This window comes from Streptomyces sp. NPDC104106, from assembly GCF_055584345.1.
This window is the reverse complement of record NZ_JBVJMF010000010.1, coordinates 70056-88226: the sequence shown is the minus strand read 5'-3', so window position 1 is coordinate 88226 and position 18171 is coordinate 70056. Positions and strand designations below refer to the sequence as shown.

Below are 18171 nucleotides of genomic sequence, written 5' to 3'. Positions count from 1 at the left end.
ATGACCACGACGAGCTGCCGCACCCCTGCGACCGAGGCGACCATGACGCCCGGTGCTCGTTGTATGTGTCGCCTGATGTGTCGAATGTGCGCCTTCTAGAGGGCCCCCGCATCAGCTGAGCCTCGCGCCCCGAAGCGAGAGCCGTGGCATGTCCGTACGCCGCAGTCCGTACGAGACGCACACCCGCTCCCCGTGCCAGAACCGTATGCACCCGTGCCCGGGCACACCCACGCCCGCGCACTCGACAGTGACGGAAATCCTGTGATCACCACCTCGGGCCTGACCAAGGTCTACCGCTCCCGCGGCCGTGAGATCACCGCCCTCGACGGCGTCGATCTGCACGTTCGCGAAGGCGAGGTCTACGGCGTCATCGGCCAGTCCGGCGCCGGCAAGTCCTCCCTCATCCGCTGCGTCAACCTGCTGGAGCGCCCCACCTCCGGCACCGTGACCGTCGCCGGGCAGGACCTCACCGCCCTCGCCGGCCGCGGCCCGCGCGCGGGCCGGGAACTGCGCCGGGCGCGCAGCCGCATCGGCATGGTCTTCCAGCACTTCAACCTGCTGTCCACGCGCACCGTGCAGGACAACGTCGAGCTGCCGCTGGAGATCCTCGGCACGTCCGGCAAGGAGCGCTCCCGCAAGGCGCTCGAACTCCTCGACCTCGTCGGCCTCGCCGACAAGGCCAAGGCCTACCCCGCCCAGCTCTCCGGCGGCCAGAAGCAGCGCGTCGGCATCGCCCGCGCCCTGGCCGGCGACCCCAAGGTGCTGCTCTCCGACGAGGCCACCAGCGCCCTCGACCCTGAGACCACGCGCTCCATCCTCCAACTGGTGCGCGACCTGAACCGGCAGCTCGGCCTCACCGTCCTGCTCATCACGCACGAGATGGACGTCGTGAAGTCGATCTGCGACTCCGCCGCCCTCATGGAGAAGGGCCGGATCGTGGAGTCCGGCACCGTCAGCGAGCTGCTGGCCACCCCGGGCTCCACGCTCGCCGCCGCGCTGTTCCCGGTGAGCGGCGAGCGCACCGGCGCCGACCGGACCGTCCTCGACGTCACCTTCCACGGCGAGGCCGCCACCCAGCCGGTCATCTCCCAGCTCTCGCGCACCTACAACATCGACATCTCGATCCTCGGCGCCGCCATCGACACCGTCGGCGGCCTGCAGATCGGCCGGATGCGCATCGAACTGCCCGGCCGCTACGAGGACAACGTGGTGCCGGTCGGCTTCCTGCGCGAGCAGGGCCTGCAGATCGACGTCATCGGCCACGAGGGCCGGGGCCAGGAGCCCGTGCTGGTGAAGGATGGTGCCAAGTGACCTGGTCCGAGATGCAGCCGCTGCTGCAGCAGGCGTGTAACGACACCTTCACGATGGTCTTCTGGTCCACCGTGATCGCCGTCGTCGCCGGACTCCCGCTCGGCGTCCTCCTCGTCCTCACCGACCGCGGCGGCCTGCTGCAGAACCTCGTCGCCAACAAGGTGATCGGCCAGATCGTGAACATCGGCCGGTCCATGCCGTTCATCATCCTGATGGTCGCGCTGATGAGCTTCACGCGCTGGGTCACCGGGACCACGATCGGTACGACCGCCGCGATCGTGCCGCTCGCCATCGGCGGCATCCCCTTCTTCGCCCGCCTGGTCGAGACGGCCGTCCGCGAGGTGGACCACGGCCTGGTCGAGGCCGTGCAGTCGATGGGCGGCAACACCTGGACGATCGTCCGCAAGGTCCTCGTCCCCGAGGCCCTGCCGTCCCTGATCGCCAGCACCACCACCACGGTCATCGCCCTCATCGGCTACTCCGCCATGGCCGGCACGGTCGGCGGCGGCGGCCTCGGCGACCTCGCCGTCCGCTACGGCTACCAGCGCTTCGAGACGCAGATGATGTGGATCACCGTCGCGATCCTCGCCGTCGCCATCTCCGTCATCCAGTTCGCCGGCGACTTCGCCGCCCGCTCGCTGCACCGCCGGGGCGCCCGCTCCGGCCCCGCGCCCAGGCTCCGCCTGCTCAAGGCCGAGGAGTCCCCCGCGGCCGGCAAGGACCAGGAGCCCGCCGCCGAGGTCGGCACGGTCGCCTGAGCACCCTCCCCCCGGACTCCCCGCCCACCCACGACGGGGTCGCACCACCCTTAAGGAAAGGCACTTTTCGTGCGTAACACCGCCAAGCTCACCACCGCCGTCCTCGCCGCCGGAGCCCTCACCTTCGGGCTGTCCGCCTGCGGCTCCTCCAGCTCCTCCGGCTCCTCCCACGACTACAGCGGCCCGCTCGTCGTCGCCGCGAGCCCGACCCCGCACGCCGAGATCCTGAACTTCGTCAAGGACAACCTGGCGAAGAAGGCGGGACTCGACCTGCAGGTCAAGGAGTTCACGGACTACATCACGCCGAACACGGCGACCGAGGACGGCTCGGTGGACGCCAACTACTTCCAGAACCAGCCGTACCTGGACGACTTCAACAAGAAGCGCGGCACCCACATCGTGCCCGTCGTCACGGTGCACCTGGAGCCGCTCGGCCTGTACTCCCACAAGGTCAAGAAGGCCGACGCGCTGAAGAGCGGTGCGACCGTCGCCGTCCCGAACGACGCCGTCAACGAGGGCCGCGCCCTGAAGCTGCTCGCCGACAACGGGCTCATCACCCTCAAGTCCGGCACCGGCAGCGAGGCCACCCCCGAGGACATCGCCAAGAACCCCAAGGGCCTGAAGTTCAAGGAGGTCGAGGCGGCCCAGACCCCGCGCTCCCTGGACGACGTGGACGCGGCCGTGGTGAACGGCAACTACGCCATCTCCGCCGGGCTGAAGCCCGCCAAGGACGCCGTCCTGCTGGAGTCCGCGAAGAACAACCCGTACGCCAACTTCCTCGCCGTGAAGAAGGGCAACGAGAACGACCCGCGGGTCAAGAAGCTCGCCAAGCTGCTCGTCTCGCCCGAGGTGCGCGCGTTCATCGAGGACAGGTACAAGGGATCCGTCCTGCCGGTCGACCAGAACTGACGGACCGTCCACGGCGCCATGACGCACGACGGGGTCCGCTCCCGCGCCGCGGCGGGAGCGGACCCCGTCGTGCGGTTCGGTGGTCTCATGCTGCATGCTGGGCAGTTCAGCAGGCCCTGACGGCCCTGACGGTCTTTCGAGTTCTTCCGAAGGTTACGGAGCGGCGCATGACGAGCACCTTCCCCAACATCTCCATCAGCACGGAGCGGTTGGTGCTGCGTCCCCTCGACCCGGACGACGCGCCCGCACTGGCCGAGATGATGAACGACGAGCAGGTCGGCGCCTGGACCGGCGTCCCGCAGCCGTACAGCGAGGACCGGGCCCGCCACTGGATCACCCGGTACGCCCCCGCCGAACGCACCGCCGGCCGCGGCCTCGACCTCGCCGTCACCGAGTTCCTCACCCAGCGCCTGGTCGGCGTCGTCCAGCTCGCCAGGACCGACTGGCACGTGCGCTCCACCGAGATGTCGTACATCGTCGCGCCCTGGGCCCGTGGCGAGGGCTACGCCTCCGAGGCCGCGCTCGCCACCGCCCACTGGCTCCTCGGGGACCAGGGGTTCGAGCGCGTCGAACTGCGCACCGCCGCCGACAACGCCGCCGCCCAGCAGGTCGCCCAGAAGATCGGCTGCATCAGCGAGGGCGTCCTGCGCAACGCCTGCATAGTCCGCGTCCGTGCCGAGAACGGCACCTGGACCGACGTCCGCAGCGACTACATCGTCTGGAGCCTTCTCCCGGAGGACCTGGAGGGCGCCGACGAGCAGCTCGCCGACACCGGCGGTTACACGTCCTACTCCGACTGGAACTGACGGCCGGGCCGAGGACGGGTCCCGGCGCGGCGCGCTTCCGACAGCTCCACCGGGTACCCTCAACCAGCCCACCCATGGGCCCGTACCCCTGACGACCTGCGAAAACCTGGAGACTGACGACGATGGCCGACCGGGTGACGGTGATCGGCTGGGACGGCTCGCCGCTGACCGCCGCGGCACGCGCCGCGCTCGGCGCCGCCACGCTCGTGGCGGGCGCGGGCCACCATCTCGCCCTGCCCGAGGTACCGCCCGCCGCCGAACGCATCCGCCTCGGCAGCGTCGCGCTGGCCGCCCGCCGCATCGCCGCCCACCGCGGCACCGCCGTGGTGCTCGCCGACGGCGACCCCGGCTTCTTCGGCGTCGTACGCACCCTGCGCGCACCGGAGTACGGCCTGGAGGTCGAGGTCGTCCCCGCCGTCTCCTCCGTCGCCGCCGCCTTCGCCCGCGCGGCCATGCCCTGGGACGACGCCCAGGTGGTCGTCGCCCACCGCCGCACCCTGCGCCGCGCCGTGAACGTCTGCCGCGCCCACACCAAGGTCGCCGTCCTCACCTCGCCCGGCGCCGGCCCCGCCGAACTCGGCCTGCTGCTCGACGGCGTCCACCGCACCTTCGTCATCTGCGAGGAACTCGGCACCGCGCACGAGCGGGTCAGCGTCGTCACCTCGGACAAGGCCGCCGACCACACCTGGCGCGACCCCAACGTCGTCATCGTCATCGGCGGGCCCGCCGCGCGAGGCGCCGCGGGGGAGGGCGGCGGCTGGATCGCCGGACGCGACCCGGGGACCGGCCCGCGCGGCTGGGTGCAGCCCGACGAGTCCTACGGCGGCGGAACCGGAGCCGGTCTCGGCGAGGGCGAGACGGAGCTGTTGCGCGCCGCCCAACTCGCCCGGCTCGGCCCCCGGGTCGGCGACCTCGTCTGGGACATCGGCTGCGGCTCCGGCGCGTTCGCCACCGAGGCCGCGCGCGCCGGAGCCGCCGTCATCGCCGTCGACCGGGACCCGGGCGCCTGCGCCCGCACCGACGACGCCGCACGCCGGTTCGGGGTCCAGCTCCAGGTGGTGCACGGCAGCGCCCCGCACGTGCTGGAGGACCTGCCCGAGCCCGATGTCGTACGGGTGGGCGGGGGAGGCGCGGCCGTCGTCTCGGCGGTCGCCGACCGGCGCCCGGAGCGCATCGTCACGCACGCCGCGACCCGCGACGCGGCCGAACTCGTCGGCCGCGACCTGACCGAGCACGGCTACCGCGTCGAGTGCGCCCTGCTCCAGTCCGTCGCCCTCGACACCCGCGCCTGGACCGAGACCGAGCGGAACGTCGTGTTCCTGCTCAGCGGTGTTCTCCATCGCGCCCCGTGATCCTGTTGTCGTACTGCGCGGGGTAGGCTGGCCGATCGTTGTACCGCACCGGCGGCCCGGAACTTCGTTCGCCAATGTCCGGAAAGCGCGCCCGTTTTGGGGTGGGTGTGGTACTGCGAAACCGGAGGACGCGCAACGTGGCGCAGTCCACAGCGGGCTGTCGCGGATCATGCTGTCGCGATGGCGCAACGGCCGGGACAATGCCACTGAATGGCTTTGTCGCCTTTTCCGGCGGGTCGTTCGTGCCGCTGGGCACGGACGCTCGTTCTTCACTGCGGGCGGTCGGTGCGCCGTTCCGGGTGAGCTGGTCGTAGGAGAGCACTAACCGATGGGCGAGGGGTACGCATGACCGACACCGGCCAGATCCCGGGCGAGGGACAGCCGGAGAGCGCAGGCATGGTGGAGCAGCCGGGCGTTGCCGCGCACGGTGCGTACACCTACCTCGCCGAGGCACCCGCCGAGGACGAAGAGCTGCTGCTGCCCGGTGCCCAGAGCGCGTGGGGCAACGAGGTGGCGCCGCCCGCCCCGGAGCCGGTCGTCGAGGCCGTCCACGAGCCGGGCCCGCACGAGACGGCCGGCCGCGACAGCGGCTCGGTCGACCTCAGCGGCGTCCGGCTGCCGAGCCCGGCCCCCGGGCCGGTGCCGCCGTCCCCCGTCCTCACCGCGCCGCAGGACCAGCAGGCCGCGCAGCCGCCGCGCCGCCCGCTGCACCTCGGCCCGCCGATCCCCGACGCCTCCGCCAGCCCGGTCCGCTCCCTCGCCGACCGCGGTCCGGCCGGAGCGCCGGTGCGCCAGCCCGCCCCGGTCCCGGCGCCGGGCCCCGAGTACCTCGACGCCCAGCCGCTGGGTGACATGGCCCCGCAGAGCGCCGCCCCCTGGGGCGCGGCGCCGGTGCCCGGCCCCGCGGCCGGGGCCGACGCACAGGCCCCGGTTGCCGAAACGGTTGACCCGGTCATGACCGCGGCGGACGCCGCGGCCCCGGTGGAGGCCGTCGGCACCCCGGAGACCGCCGCGCCGGAGACCGCCGCCCAGGCGGCCGCGCCGGCGCCGGACACCGTCCAGGTGGTGCACGGCCACGACGGCGTGCAGCCCGCGCACGGCCACGACGGGGTGTACGCGGCTCCCGCCGAGGCGTCCCCGGAAGGTGTCGCACCGCTCGCCCCTGAGCAGGGCGCGGAGAACGCCACCCAGCCTGTCTCCGGGACCGCCGGCCAGGCCATGCCCGGCGGCGACGCGGCCGCGGCCGAGGGGCACCCGGTGACGCAGGCCGCGCCCGCCCTCTCCGAGGAGCCGGACGAGACCGACGAGACTCCGGTGGGCCCCGCCGAGCAGGTCGCCGTCGCCGTCGAGGAGCCGCAGGCGCCTGTGATGCCGGACGCGGCCGCGCCGTCCGAGGCACCGCAGGCGGAACCGGGCGCGGACGGCACCGTCGCCCCGCCGTCCGGACCGGCGCGGCCCGTCGAGTCCGTCCAGCCGTCCGACGCGGCCGAGCCGGGCGAGGGCGAGCCGTCGGCCCAGGCCCAGGCGCAGGCAGTGCCGGTCGCGCTGGCCGCCCAGGACGTCGGCGGCGTGGAAGGCGCGGTCCAGGCCGTCGACGGTGGATCCGCACCGGGGGCGTCGCAAGCCGCCGCCCAGGCCGCTCCGGGAGCCGCCTCCGCCGAGGCCGCCGCGCAGACGGCCACGGCCCAGGCGGAGCCGGCCACCCCGGCGCAGCATCCGGACCCGGCCGCCCCGGTCACCGACCAGGCCGTCCCCGTGGCCACTCCGGCCGCGGGCACCGGTCCGGCTGCCGCCGTGGCCGACCAGGCGGCCCCTGTGGCCGATGTGTCCGCTCCTGTCACCGACCCGGCTGCCGCCGCCGCCGATCCGGCCACCGCCGACGGCGGTCCGGCCGCGGTCACGACCGATCCGGCTGCCGCCGTGACCGACCAGGCCGCGCCCATCCCCGTCGCCCCTCAGGGCGACGGCGTGGAGGCCCAGCCCGGCGTGGCGGAGCCGCAGGTGCCCGCGGCGGGGGCTCCCGCCGTTGCGCAGCCCGGCGAGGTCCAGCCCGGCGAGGTCCAGCCCGGCGAGGTCCAGCCCGGCGAGGTCCAGCCCGCCGAGGTCCACTGCGCCGCTCCTCAACCCGCCGACGCTCAGATCGGCGCCTCTAAGCTCACGCCCGCCGCCGAAGCCGTACCCGCCCCCGAGGCGACGGCCCCGCCCGAGTCCGCTGCCCCGGCTGCCGCCGCGGAGACGGCCGGGACCGACGTCCTCGCGGCCACCCCGGCGCAGGACGCCGCCGTCGAGGCCCCCGCCACCCCGGCCCAGGGCCCCCAGCTGGCCGAGCCCCTCGCGCCTGCCGCGCCCGCCGCCGAAGCGCTGCCGAGCGCGCCGGAGGCCCAGGCCGCCGCCGCGTCGCAGACGCCGTCCGAGCCGACCGCCCAGGACGCCGTCCAGCAGCCCGCCGCTCCCGAAGGGGCTCCCGTGACCGATCCCGGCGCGCCCGCGGGCCCGCAGACGCAGTCCGCCGTCCCGGCACCGGCCGCCGCCCCTGCCGACGCGACCGGCCCCGCCGGTGCCGCCACCGCACCCTCTGAAGCGGTCGAGGAGCAGGTCACCGCCGCCGAGCAGGCCGACCCGCTGCCCTCCCAGGTGCCGCTGGAGCCGCATCCGGAGCAGCCGCTGGGGCAGTTCGTGCCGGTCGAGGGCCAGGTGCCCACCACCCCGCACCTGGCGCCGACCCCGCCGCAGCCCCTGATCCTCCCCACGGAGGCCACGCAGGAGCCGGTGGCCACGGTGCCCGCCCCCCGCGAGGGCGAGCCCGCGGCCGTGCCGGCCCCCGATGTCGTACAGCACGCCGAGGACCTGCAGACCAGGGCCGCCGACCAGGATGAAGAGAGCACGGCCGCAGTGGCGGAAGAACGACGTTCCACCGGCCCGGCGGCGCCCGGCTACGACGACGCCGAGCGCGAGGCCGTCCTGAAGGTGATGCGCGAGCGCCGCGACATCCGCAACGGCTTCCGCGGCGACCCCATCCCGCACGAGGTGCTGCTGCGCGTCCTGGAGGCCGCCCACACGGCGCCCTCCGTGGGCCACTCGCAGCCCTGGGACTTCGTCGTCATCCGCTCCGCCGAGACCCGGCGGACGATGCACGAACTGGCGATGCGACAGCGCGAGGCGTACGCCAAGTCGCTGCCGAAGGGCCGGGCCAAGCAGTTCAAGGAACTGAAGATCGAGGCCATCCTCGACACGCCGGTCAACATCGTCGTCACCGCCGACCCCACCCGCGGCGGCCGGCACACCCTCGGCCGTCACACACAACCGCAGATGGCGCCCTACTCCTCGGCGCTCGCGGTGGAGAACCTCTGGCTCGCCGCCCGCGCCGAAGGCCTCGGCGTCGGCTGGGTCAGCTTCTTCGACGAGCGGGAGATGGTCCGCGCGCTCGGCCTGCCCGAGCACCTGGAGGTCGTCGCGTACCTGTGTGTCGGGTACGTCGACGAGTTCCCGGACGAGCCCGAGCTGATGCAGGCCGGCTGGTCCAAGCGACGCCCCCTGTCCTGGGTGGTGCACGAGGAGACGTACGGCCGCCGCGCCCTGCCCGGAGAGGAACCCCACGACCTGCTTGCCGAGACCGTCGCACAGATCCGCCCGCTCGACGCCAAGGCCCTCGGTGAGGCCTGGGAGCGCCAGAAGCGCATGACCAAGCCGGCCGGCGCGCTCGGCATGCTGGAGATCATCTCCGCGCAGCTGTCCGGGCTGTCCCGGCAGTGCCCGCCGCCGATCCCGGAGCCCGCCGCCGTCGCCATCTTCGCGGGCGACCACGGCGTGCACGCCCAGGGCGTCACCCCCTGGCCGCAGGAGGTCACCGCCCAGATGGTGGCCAACTTCCTCGGCGGGGGAGCGGTCTGCAACGCCTTCGCCGCCCAGGTGGGTGCCGAGGTGTGCGTCGTGGACGTCGGCGTCGCCGCCGACCTGCCGGCGACGCCCGGCCTGCTGCCCCGGAAGATCCGCGGCGGTACGTCGGACATGACCACCGGCCCCGCGATGACCCGCGAGGAGGCCCGGGCGGCCATCGAGGTGGGCATCGAGACCGCCCGCGACCTGGTCGCGGCCGGCAACAAGGCGCTGCTCACGGGCGAGATGGGCATCGCCAACACCACCGCGTCCGCCGCGCTGATCTCCGTCTTCACCGGCGCCGACCCGGCCGAGGTCACCGGCCGGGGCACGGGCATCAACGACGAGACGCTGGCCCGCAAGACCGAGGTCGTCCGCCGCGCCCTGGAACTCCACCAGCCGGACCCGGCCGACCCGCTCGGGGTCCTCGCGGCCGTCGGCGGCTTCGAGCACGCGGCCATGGTCGGCCTCCTGCTCGGCGGCGCCTCGCTGCGTACGCCCGTGATCCTGGACGGCGTCAGCGCCGGCGCCGCGGCCCTGGTCGCCCGCGCCATCGCCCCCGAGGTGCTCGCGGCCTGCATCGCCGGCCACCGCAGCGCGGAGCCCGGCCATGTGGCGGCGCTCAACAAGCTGGGCCTGCGCCCGCTGGTCGACCTCGACCTGCGCCTCGGCGAGGGCACGGGCGCGCTGCTGGCCCTCCCGCTGGTCCAGAGCACGGCACGGGCGATGCACGAGGTGGCGACGTTCGACTCGGCGGGAGTGACCGAGAAGTAGCGGCGACCACGAGGGGCCCGGGACCGAGGTGCCGGGCCCCTCGTGGCACGCGCCCGCGCCGGGCGGCACTGCCCAGCCCTCGGACACCGCAGCCGTCCTTCACCGCCCCCCACGTAAAATCCGCACGTCAGCGCCACCGCGAGCCACCGGAGGAGCCACCGCCATGGCCGAACACCCCGCCTACCCCGTAGGCCTCCGTCTCTCCGGCCGCCGCGTGGTCGTCCTCGGCGCCGGCACGGTGGCCCAGCGCCGCCTCCCGGCCCTCATCGCGGCCGGCGCGGACGTCGTCGTCGTATCACCCGGGGCGACCCCCTCGGTCGAGGCCATGGCGGACACGGGTGAGATCACCTGGATCCGGCGCCCGTACCAGGACGGCGACCTCGCCGGGGCCTGGTACGCCCTCATCGCCACCAGCGACTCCGAGGCCAACGCGCGGGCGTCCGCCGAAGCGGAGCGCAACCGCGTCTGGTGCGTCCGCTCCGACGACGCCGACCAGGCCACCGCCTGGACCCCGGCGACGGGGCACAGCGAGGGCGTCACCGTCGCCGTCCTCACCACGGACGCGCGCGGCCGCGACCCCCGGCACACCGCCGCCATCCGCGACGCGGTGGTCGAGGGGCTGCGCGACGGCACCCTGGTGGCACCCCACCACCGCACCCGCACCCCCGGCGTCGCCCTCGTCGGCGGCGGCCCCGGCGACCCCGACCTGATCACGGTCCGCGGGCGCCGCCTGCTCGCCGCGGCGGACGTCGTGATCGCCGACCGGCTCGGCCCGCGCGACCTGCTCGCCGAACTCCCGCCGCACGTCGAGGTCATCGACGCGGCGAAGATCCCGTACGGCCGCTTCATGGCCCAGGAGGCCATCAACAACGCGCTCATCGAGCACGCCAAGCGGGGCAAGTCGGTCGTCCGGCTCAAGGGCGGCGACCCGTACGTCTTCGGCCGGGGCATGGAGGAGGTCCAGGCGCTCGCCGAGGCCGGCATCCCGTGCACGGTCGTCCCCGGCATCTCCAGCTCCATCTCGGTGCCCGGCGCGGCAGGCATCCCGGTCACCCACCGGGGCGTCGCCCATGAGTTCACGGTCGTCAGCGGGCATGTGGCCCCGGACGACGAGCGCTCCCTGGCCGACTGGCCCTCGCTGGCCAAGCTCACCGGCACGCTCGTGATCCTGATGGGCGTCGACAAGATCGGCAGGATCGCCGAGACGCTCGTCGCGCACGGCAAGTCCCCCGACACGCCCGTGGCCCTGGTCCAGGAGGGCACGACGGCCGCGCAGCGCCGCGTCGACGCCACCCTCGCCACGGTCGCCGAGGCCGTCCGCGCCGAGGACGTCAAGCCCCCGGCGGTCATCGTCGTCGGCGAGGTCGTGCGGGTCGGCCCGGAGCCGATCGCGTGACGCATGGCCCGCTCGGGCACGCCCCATGGCTCGATACCGCGTGACCCATGGCTTGATCACGCGTAACCCGGGGTAACCCGTACCGTCCCAGCCGTTGGCAGCACACCCAGGACAAGGCAGTATCACCCTGTGGCCGATCTCATCACCGTCGAGGACCCCGACGACCCGCGTCTGGCCGACTACACCGGGCTGACCGACGTCGAACTGCGCCGCAAGCGCGAGCCCGCCGAAGGCCTGTTCATCGCCGAGGGCGAGAAGGTCATCCGCCGGGCCAAGGAAGCCGGCTACGAGATGCGCTCCATGCTGCTCTCGGCCAAGTGGATCGACGTCATGCGCGATGTCATCGACGAACTGCCCGCCCCGGTCTACGCCGTGAGCCCCGAACTCGCCGAACAGGTCACCGGCTACCACGTGCACCGCGGCGCCCTCGCCTCCATGCAGCGCAAGCCGCTGCCCACGGCCGGCGAACTGCTGCGCTCCGCCCGCCGGGTCGTGGTCATGGAGTCGGTCAACGACCACACCAACATCGGTGCCATCTTCCGCTCGGCGGCCGCGCTCGGCATGGACGCCGTCCTGCTGTCGCCGGACTGCGCCGACCCGTTGTACCGGCGGAGCGTCAAGGTCTCGATGGGCGCGGTCTTCTCGGTGCCGTACGCCCGGCTGGAGACCTGGCCCAAGGGGCTGGAGTCGGTCCGCGAGGCCGGCTTCACGCTGCTCGCGCTCACCCCGGACGACAAGGCCCGCTCCCTCGACGAGGCCGCTCCGCACACGATGGACCGGGTCGCCCTGATGCTGGGCGCCGAGGGCGACGGGCTGTCCACCCAGGCTCTGGTCGCCGCCGACGAATGGGTTCGCATCCCGATGTCCCACGGAGTCGACTCGCTCAACGTGGGCGCGGCCGCCGCGGTGGCCTTCTACGCCGTGGCGACCGGCCGCCCCCGGTCCTGACGGCCGTCTCCGTAGCGGAGGCTACTGTCGCTGCGGTTGCTGTTGGGCGTGCTGCTGGTGCACGCCGGTGCCGCCGAGCCCGCGCGCCGGGCCCTGGCATCCCTGTGCCAGAGCGATCCCGAGCGCCACGAGCAGCGTCACCACGACGAACACGAACAGCCGCTGCCGCAGCAGCCGCGGATTGGCCGGTCGCAGTCCGGTCCCCGTCGTACGCTGCCCCGGCCGCCCGGTGCGCGGAGTGGGCCGGCCACCGCTGGAACGCGGACCGCCACCGCGCGGAGCCGGTGTCGCACGGGCCGTACCGGGCCGTGATCCGGCGCCCGCCGCGCGCCCGCCGTTGCCGCTCCGCTGCGGAATCCCGCCCCGCGACGGCACGCCGGCGCTCCGCGAGGCGACCCCGCCGCGCGGCAGCGGGGTGCCGGGGGCGGGGCGCCGCTGGGTGCGCTGCTGCTCGGGATAGGTGTCGACGAGCCGTCCCGTGGGCCGGTCCGCCTCCGCGGCGCGCGGGGCAGGCGGCCGTACGCCGACGTCCAGACCCTGTGCCTCACGGGCGGCGATCTCCTTCAGCCGCAGCGACAGCTGCAGGGTGCTGGGCCGCTCCTCGGGGTCCTTCGCCAGACAGGCCCGCACCAGCGGGGCGAGCGCGTCGGGTACGCCGTACAGCTGCGGCTCCTCGTGCACCACCCGGTACAGCATCACCTCGGAACTTCCGTGTCCGAAGGGCGAGTCACCGGTGGAGGCGTAGGCGAGGGTCGCGCCCAGGGAGAAGACGTCGGTCGCCGGGGTGACGGCCGCGCCGCGCACCTGCTCGGGCGCGAGGAAGCCGGGGGAGCCGACGGCCGTGCCGACGTGGGTGAGGGTGGAGGCGCCGGTGGCCCAGGCGATGCCGAAGTCGATGATCCGCGGGCCCTTGGGGGACAGCAGGATGTTGGAGGGCTTCAGGTCCCGGTGGACGACCCCGGCCTCGTGCACCGCGACCAGGCCCTCGGACAGCGCCGCGCCGATCGCGGCGGCGTCGGCCGCGCCGAGCGGGCCCTCGTCGTTGACCTTGTCGTGCAGTGAGGGGCCGGGTACGTACTGGGTGGCGAACCAGGGCCGCTCCGCCTCCAGATCGGCGGCGACCAGCCGGGCCGTACAGCCGCCCCGGATGCGCCGGGCCGCCGAGACCTCCCGGGCGAACCGCGACCGGAACTCCTGGTCCTCCGCGAGGTCGGGCCGGATCACCTTCAGCGCGACCCGCTGTCCCTTCTTGTCGGAGCCGAGGTAGACCACGCCCATCCCGCCCGCGCCGAGCCGTCGGTGAAGCCTGAACGAGCCGACGACGCGCGGGTCCTCGCGCCTCAGGCGCATCATCGCCATGTTCATCCCCGCTGCCCGGTCCCTGTGACGTGGCACAGCTTACGTTTCCACGGCCGTCGGCGCGCAGAGGCCGCGCCCTCGGGCCCGAACGGATTGCGTGGACCGCACCCCGCAGGTGAAAAGGAGTCACCACCCCACGCACCGCGGTGCCCTTGGGCAGTCGGTGCCCCCAACCAGGCTCGGTGGCAGGGATGTTGGTGGAACAAGAGGCCAGGTGGAGCAGGTCCGCGAGGCCGTCGTACGGACCCCGGGGGCCGGCCGGAAGATCACCGGCCGGATGCCCGGCGGGCCGGACGCGACAGCTCTCCCGGCCGTCACCAGAGTGATCGAAGTCACTCCATTCGCCGCCGGGTGCTCCGGAAATGAGGGGATACGGCGGACGTCCCCTCCGGGAAGACCCCGAGACCTCCACCATCGTCTCCAACCTGGGGAGTACTCCCCCGGTGACGGCTCATCCTCCGGGAGGCCCGGCAATCGGTACGAGGGCATGACGCCGGGTGGGGGCCGCGCGCCTAGATTTGAGGACAAGCGGCGGGTGCAGCACTCGTCCCCCGAGGTCAGACACCCGCCGCTCCGAGACGACCGAGACGGTCAGGAGAGGGACCATGGCCCACACGGCACCGCGACGCACCGCGTTCGCTCCCCGCCGCACGGGCCGCCGCCACCCCCTGGTGGCGACGCTCATGGCCCTTCCCCTGGCGGCCCTGCTCCTGCTCGTGTTCGACGGCTGGGAGACGGTGGCCACACAGGCGTCGTCCGTGGGTGCGATGCTGGGGCGCTGAGCGGCGACCCCAGGCCCGGAAGAGCGGTCCGGGCAGGGACATCCATCCAGGAAACCCCGTGGGGACGGGGGTGCGGCGGACGGCACGAATGCCGGCGCAGCTGGGGAGCTGCGCCGGCATTGCGCCGTTTTCCGGGGCCACCGTGTGCGCGTCCACGAGCGCGCGAGCCGTCGTACGCCGAGCGCGGCCGCGGGCAGTCGTACCTCCCGCCGAACCTCTTCGAGCGGGGGCACGCGCCCAGGGCGGGCGGTGACCCCCGCCCGCGGGGGCGGGCGACGCGCCCCGAATCCGCCGTACGTACACCCGCATACCCGATCCCCAAGGCCCCCTTGACCATCCTTCGCGGCCGTCGCCTGCGCGCACCCGGGCGGGGCCGACTGTGCCTGCCCCGCTGCGCCCACGCCGCTCGCCGACCGCCCCGACGCCACCGTCGTACGGCCACCACGCCACTGGCGCGCAGGCGCACGCCCCCGGCCCCGACTTGCGGCACCCCCGGGGACCCCGACGCGGCCCCCAGGGAAGCCGCCGCCACCCCCCCTCGCTCGCCTGCACCGCGCATGCCCCGCCCCCATGGCCTGCCTCCACGCGCGGCCCCTCAAGGGACTGGCGACCTCGAAGCCGCCTCCCCGGTGCCCGCGCCCGGCGGGAAAGCCCGCCCCCGGCGTCCCAGGCCGTACCGCCCCAGCCCACGCCCGCCGAAGCCGCCGGGAATCCCAGGCCTCCGATGCCGCTGTCCGAGCGGGCTGAGCCCCCGAACCCCCAGCTCCCCACGCCGTACCCCACCGAGCCGCCGTTCCCGTTCCGGCCGCCTGGGCCGCCCCTCCCGCCTGGGCGCGCGGGGCGGCATCGATGCCCGGGCCGCCCGCGCGGTCGGCCGCCTGGTACGCCTGCGGTCCTCTCCCGCCCGAGACGTGGGCTCGCTTCCTCGCCCCCTACCGGCGCGCCCGCGGACCGGCCGTGCCCGCGTCCGGCGACCCCTGGACCGCCCTTGTACGTCCCGCCCGCGCGCTCACCGCGCAGATGGCCGTCAAAGCGCTCAGGAGATGCCGTCCGCTGGAGGATGTCGAGAAGGCGCTGATCAACGCATATGTCTGCATGCTCTGCATCAGTTGGCGCCCTGACCGTCGAACCGCGCCGTAACCGCCCGCGGCCACACGGAGTCTCTCCCGCGGAAAGACCAAGCAGGACCGACCGGCGAGGAGTCGGGCCGAACCCTGCATGGTCCGAAACGCCATGCGCCGATGCGCCCCTGCCACCCGCCCGCCTCGGTGCGGTCGCGATCACGAAGAAGCCCCCGGCCGTACGAGACGGCCGGGGGCTTTTCGATGTGTGGACGATACTGGGATTGAACCAGTGACCTCTTCCGTGTCAGGGAAGCGCTCTCCCGCTGAGCTAATCGTCCGCGGGCTGTGACAAGGCAGTCACAGTCAGTGCGCGATACTGGGATTGAACCAGTGACCTCTTCCGTGTCAGGGAAGCGCTCTCCCGCTGAGCTAATCGCGCGGGGAGGATCTTCGAGAAGATCCGCAAGATCTCCGAGGAGATCCAGTGGACGATACTGGGATTGAACCAGTGACCTCTTCCGTGTCAGGGAAGCGCTCTCCCGCTGAGCTAATCGTCCTTGGAGGTGGAGACGGGATTTGAACCCGTGTAGACGGCTTTGCAGGCCGTTGCCTCGCCTCTCGGCCACTCCACCAGGAGTGTAGGGGATCGGGATGACCCCTTCTTCCTTCGAGCGGACGACGAGGCTCGAACTCGCGACCTCAACCTTGGCAAGGTTGCGCTCTACCAACTGAGCTACGTCCGCTTGTCGTTTCGGTCCGCTTCCACGTCCCGGCGACGTGTTGAACTCTAGCGGATTCCCGGGCCAGCACAAAAACGCGTTTGCGCAGCGTGCTGCGGTGCACCCCCTGGAGCACGAGGTCAGGGCCCCCTCGGGGACATCCCGGAGCCACCTGTCGGACACCCGACCTAGACTCGATCACGTGCCTCACCACCCTCTCGGCCTCCCCGCTCTGGCCCGCTTCGGCGACCGCGTCGCCACCGGCCTCCTGGACGTCACCAGCGATCCGTCCGCCCTGGACTCCGGCGGTTTCTGGGCTGTCTGCGCGGACTTCGAGGGCCGGCTGACCTGCGCTCGCTTCGCGGACGTCCGCGAAGAGCCGGTGCCCGCCCCGGTGCCGGGCGGCTGGCGGGGCCCGGCCGCGCACGAGTGGACCTCCTCCCTGGACCACGGGGCCTACACGGCCGGCGTACGCCGCATCCGCGAGCACATCGCGGCCGGCGAGGTCTACCAGGCCAACCTCTGCCGGGTGCTCAGCGCGCCCGTGGCCCCCGACGCCGACGTGGACGCCCTGACCGCCGTGCTGGCCCGCGGCAACCCCGCGCCGTACGCCGGGACGATCCGGCTGCCGGAGCACGGCGTGGAGATCGCCACCGCCTCGCCCGAGCTGTTCCTGCGCCGCCGCGGCCGGGTCGTGGAGTCCGGGCCGATCAAGGGCACCGGGCGCACGGAGGCGGACCTCCTGGAGAAGGACTACGCGGAGAACGTGATGATCGTGGACCTCGTGCGCAACGACATCGGGCGCGTCTGCGCGACCGGCAGCGTGACCGTCCCCGATCTCTGCGCCGTCGAGAAGCATCCCGGGCTGGTCCACCTGGTCTCCACGGTCCGCGGCGAGCTGCGCGACGGCACCGGCTGGCCGGACCTCCTCGCCGCCGCCTTCCCGCCCGGCTCGGTGACCGGCGCGCCGAAGTCGAGCGCCCTGCGGATCATCGAGGCCCTGGAGACGGCCCCGCGCGGGCCGTACTGCGGCGGCATCGGCTGGGTCGACGCCGACCGGGGCACGGGCGAGCTGGCCGTCGGCATCCGCACCTTCTGGATCGACCGACCGGGCGGCGCGGCGGCGCGCTTGCGTTTCGGCACCGGCGCCGGCATCACCTGGGGATCCGACCCCGAGGCGGAGTGGCGGGAGACCGAACTGAAGGCGTCCCGGCTGCTCGCGGTAGCGTCGGGGACGTACGAGGCGAGCGGAGGGGTGCGCGCATGAGGATCTGGCTGGACGGCGGGCTGCGGGACCTGGAGTCGGCCCGCGTCTCCGTCTTCGACCACGGACTGACCGTCGGCGACGGTATCTTCGAGACGCTGAAGGCGGCCGACGGCAAGCCCTTCGCGCTCACCCGTCACCTCGACCGGCTGACCCGCTCGGCCCGGGGCCTCGGTCTGCCCGACCCCGACCACGACGAGATCCGCGCGGCCTGCGCGGCCGTGCTGGAGGCCAATGCGATGCCGCTCGGCCGGCTGCGGATCACCTACACCGGCGGCCACGGTCCGCTCGGCTCCGACCGCGGCGAGCACGGCCCGACCCTCGTGGTCGCCCTCGGACCGACCACCCGCCGCCCGGACACCACCGCCGTGGTCACGGTCCCCTGGACCCGCAATGAGCGCGGCGCCCTGGCCGGCCTGAAGACCACCTCGTACGCCGAGAACGTCGTCGCGCTCGCCCGCGCCCACGAACAGGGCGCCTCCGAGGCGCTGTTCGGCAACACGGTCGGACAGCTCTGCGAGGGCACCGGCTCCAATGTCTTCGTGGTCCTGGACGGCGAGATCCACACCCCGCCGGTCGCCTCCGGCTGCCTCCCCGGCATCACACGCGCCCTGGCGGTCGAGTGGACGGGCGCGAAGGAGACCGACCTTCCGCTGGACGTCCTCCGGCGTGCCGACGAGATCTTCCTGACCTCCACCCTGCGCGACATCCAGGCCGTGCACCGCGTCGACGACCGCGCCCTGCCCGCCGCCCCCGGTCCGGTGACCGCCGAGGCGATGCGGATCTTCGAGGAGCGGGCCGGGAAGGACCTGGACCCCTGAGCCGGGGCGCCTTGCCCGCAGCGTCGGAAAAC

General features: G+C 73.7%; 12 protein-coding genes and 5 tRNA genes. 11 read left to right on the top strand and 6 right to left on the bottom strand.

Annotated features, from left to right (window positions below):
* Window positions 1-261: 261 nt before the first annotated feature.
* From ACZ60X_RS23775 to ACZ60X_RS23740, 8 genes are all read left to right on the top strand, one after another.
* Window positions 262-1311: a methionine ABC transporter ATP-binding protein gene (locus tag ACZ60X_RS23775; protein ID WP_469601816.1), complete on the top strand. Its 1050-nt coding sequence runs from the start codon at window positions 262-264 to the stop codon at window positions 1309-1311.
* A complete protein-coding gene (locus ACZ60X_RS23770; RefSeq protein WP_469601814.1) occupies window positions 1308-2069 on the top strand; it encodes a methionine ABC transporter permease in 762 nt (253 codons plus the stop codon). The genes ACZ60X_RS23775 and ACZ60X_RS23770 overlap by 4 nt, the downstream gene beginning before the upstream one ends.
* 69 nt (window positions 2070-2138) lie before the next feature.
* Complete coding sequence (locus ACZ60X_RS23765) at window positions 2139-2978, top strand: MetQ/NlpA family ABC transporter substrate-binding protein (RefSeq protein ID WP_469601811.1); 840 nt, start codon at window positions 2139-2141, stop codon at window positions 2976-2978.
* 167 nt (window positions 2979-3145) lie between these two features.
* Window positions 3146-3784, top strand: a complete 639-nt coding sequence (locus ACZ60X_RS23760; RefSeq protein WP_469601809.1) for a GNAT family N-acetyltransferase — start codon at window positions 3146-3148, stop codon at window positions 3782-3784.
* Between the two features lie 122 nt (window positions 3785-3906).
* Window positions 3907-5136 carry a precorrin-6y C5,15-methyltransferase (decarboxylating) subunit CbiE gene (gene cbiE, locus ACZ60X_RS23755; RefSeq protein ID WP_469601803.1) on the top strand — a complete coding sequence of 410 codons (1230 nt, stop codon included), beginning with the start codon at window positions 3907-3909 and terminating at the stop codon, window positions 5134-5136.
* A gap of 345 nt (window positions 5137-5481) precedes the next feature.
* The gene (gene cobT / locus ACZ60X_RS23750; protein ID WP_469601798.1) at window positions 5482-9786 is read left to right on the top strand and encodes a nicotinate-nucleotide--dimethylbenzimidazole phosphoribosyltransferase; all 4305 of its coding nucleotides are present in this window, start codon (window positions 5482-5484) and stop codon (window positions 9784-9786) included.
* 163 nt (window positions 9787-9949) lie between these two features.
* Entirely contained in the window at window positions 9950-11182 is a 1233-nt protein-coding gene (gene cobA / locus ACZ60X_RS23745) for a uroporphyrinogen-III C-methyltransferase (RefSeq protein WP_469601796.1), read from the top strand.
* 129 nt (window positions 11183-11311) lie between these two features.
* On the top strand, window positions 11312-12130 hold the full coding sequence (locus ACZ60X_RS23740) for a TrmH family RNA methyltransferase (protein ID WP_469601794.1): 819 nt from the start codon (window positions 11312-11314) through the stop codon (window positions 12128-12130).
* Between the two features lie 21 nt (window positions 12131-12151).
* Here the strand turns inward: ACZ60X_RS23740 and ACZ60X_RS23735 are convergent, their stop codons facing one another.
* Window positions 12152-13495, bottom strand: a complete 1344-nt coding sequence (locus ACZ60X_RS23735; RefSeq protein ID WP_469601790.1) for a serine/threonine-protein kinase — start codon at window positions 13493-13495, stop codon at window positions 12152-12154.
* Window positions 13496-14094: 599 nt separating this feature from the next.
* Here ACZ60X_RS23735 and ACZ60X_RS23730 point away from each other — a divergent pair.
* Entirely contained in the window at window positions 14095-14271 is a 177-nt protein-coding gene (locus ACZ60X_RS23730; protein ID WP_014671580.1) for a hypothetical protein, read from the top strand.
* 1330 nt (window positions 14272-15601) lie between these two features.
* On the opposite strand, the gene ACZ60X_RS23725 is transcribed toward ACZ60X_RS23730, so the two are convergent.
* From ACZ60X_RS23725 to ACZ60X_RS23705, 5 genes are all read right to left on the bottom strand, one after another.
* Window positions 15602-15673, bottom strand: a tRNA-Val gene (locus tag ACZ60X_RS23725).
* A gap of 29 nt (window positions 15674-15702) precedes the next feature.
* A tRNA-Val gene (locus ACZ60X_RS23720) sits at window positions 15703-15774 on the bottom strand.
* 46 nt (window positions 15775-15820) lie between these two features.
* Window positions 15821-15892, bottom strand: a tRNA-Val gene (locus tag ACZ60X_RS23715).
* A 1-nt stretch (window position 15893) separates the two neighbouring features.
* Window positions 15894-15967, bottom strand: a tRNA-Cys gene (locus tag ACZ60X_RS23710).
* Between the two features lie 38 nt (window positions 15968-16005).
* Window positions 16006-16078 (bottom strand) — tRNA-Gly (locus ACZ60X_RS23705).
* Window positions 16079-16256: 178 nt separating this feature from the next.
* Here ACZ60X_RS23705 and ACZ60X_RS23700 point away from each other — a divergent pair.
* The gene (locus ACZ60X_RS23700; protein WP_469601786.1) at window positions 16257-17321 is read left to right on the top strand and encodes a chorismate-binding protein; all 1065 of its coding nucleotides are present in this window, start codon (window positions 16257-16259) and stop codon (window positions 17319-17321) included.
* A complete protein-coding gene (locus tag ACZ60X_RS23695) occupies window positions 17318-18139 on the top strand; it encodes an aminotransferase class IV (protein ID WP_469601783.1) in 822 nt (273 codons plus the stop codon). The genes ACZ60X_RS23700 and ACZ60X_RS23695 overlap by 4 nt, the downstream gene beginning before the upstream one ends.
* The last annotated feature ends 32 nt before the right edge of the window (window positions 18140-18171 follow it).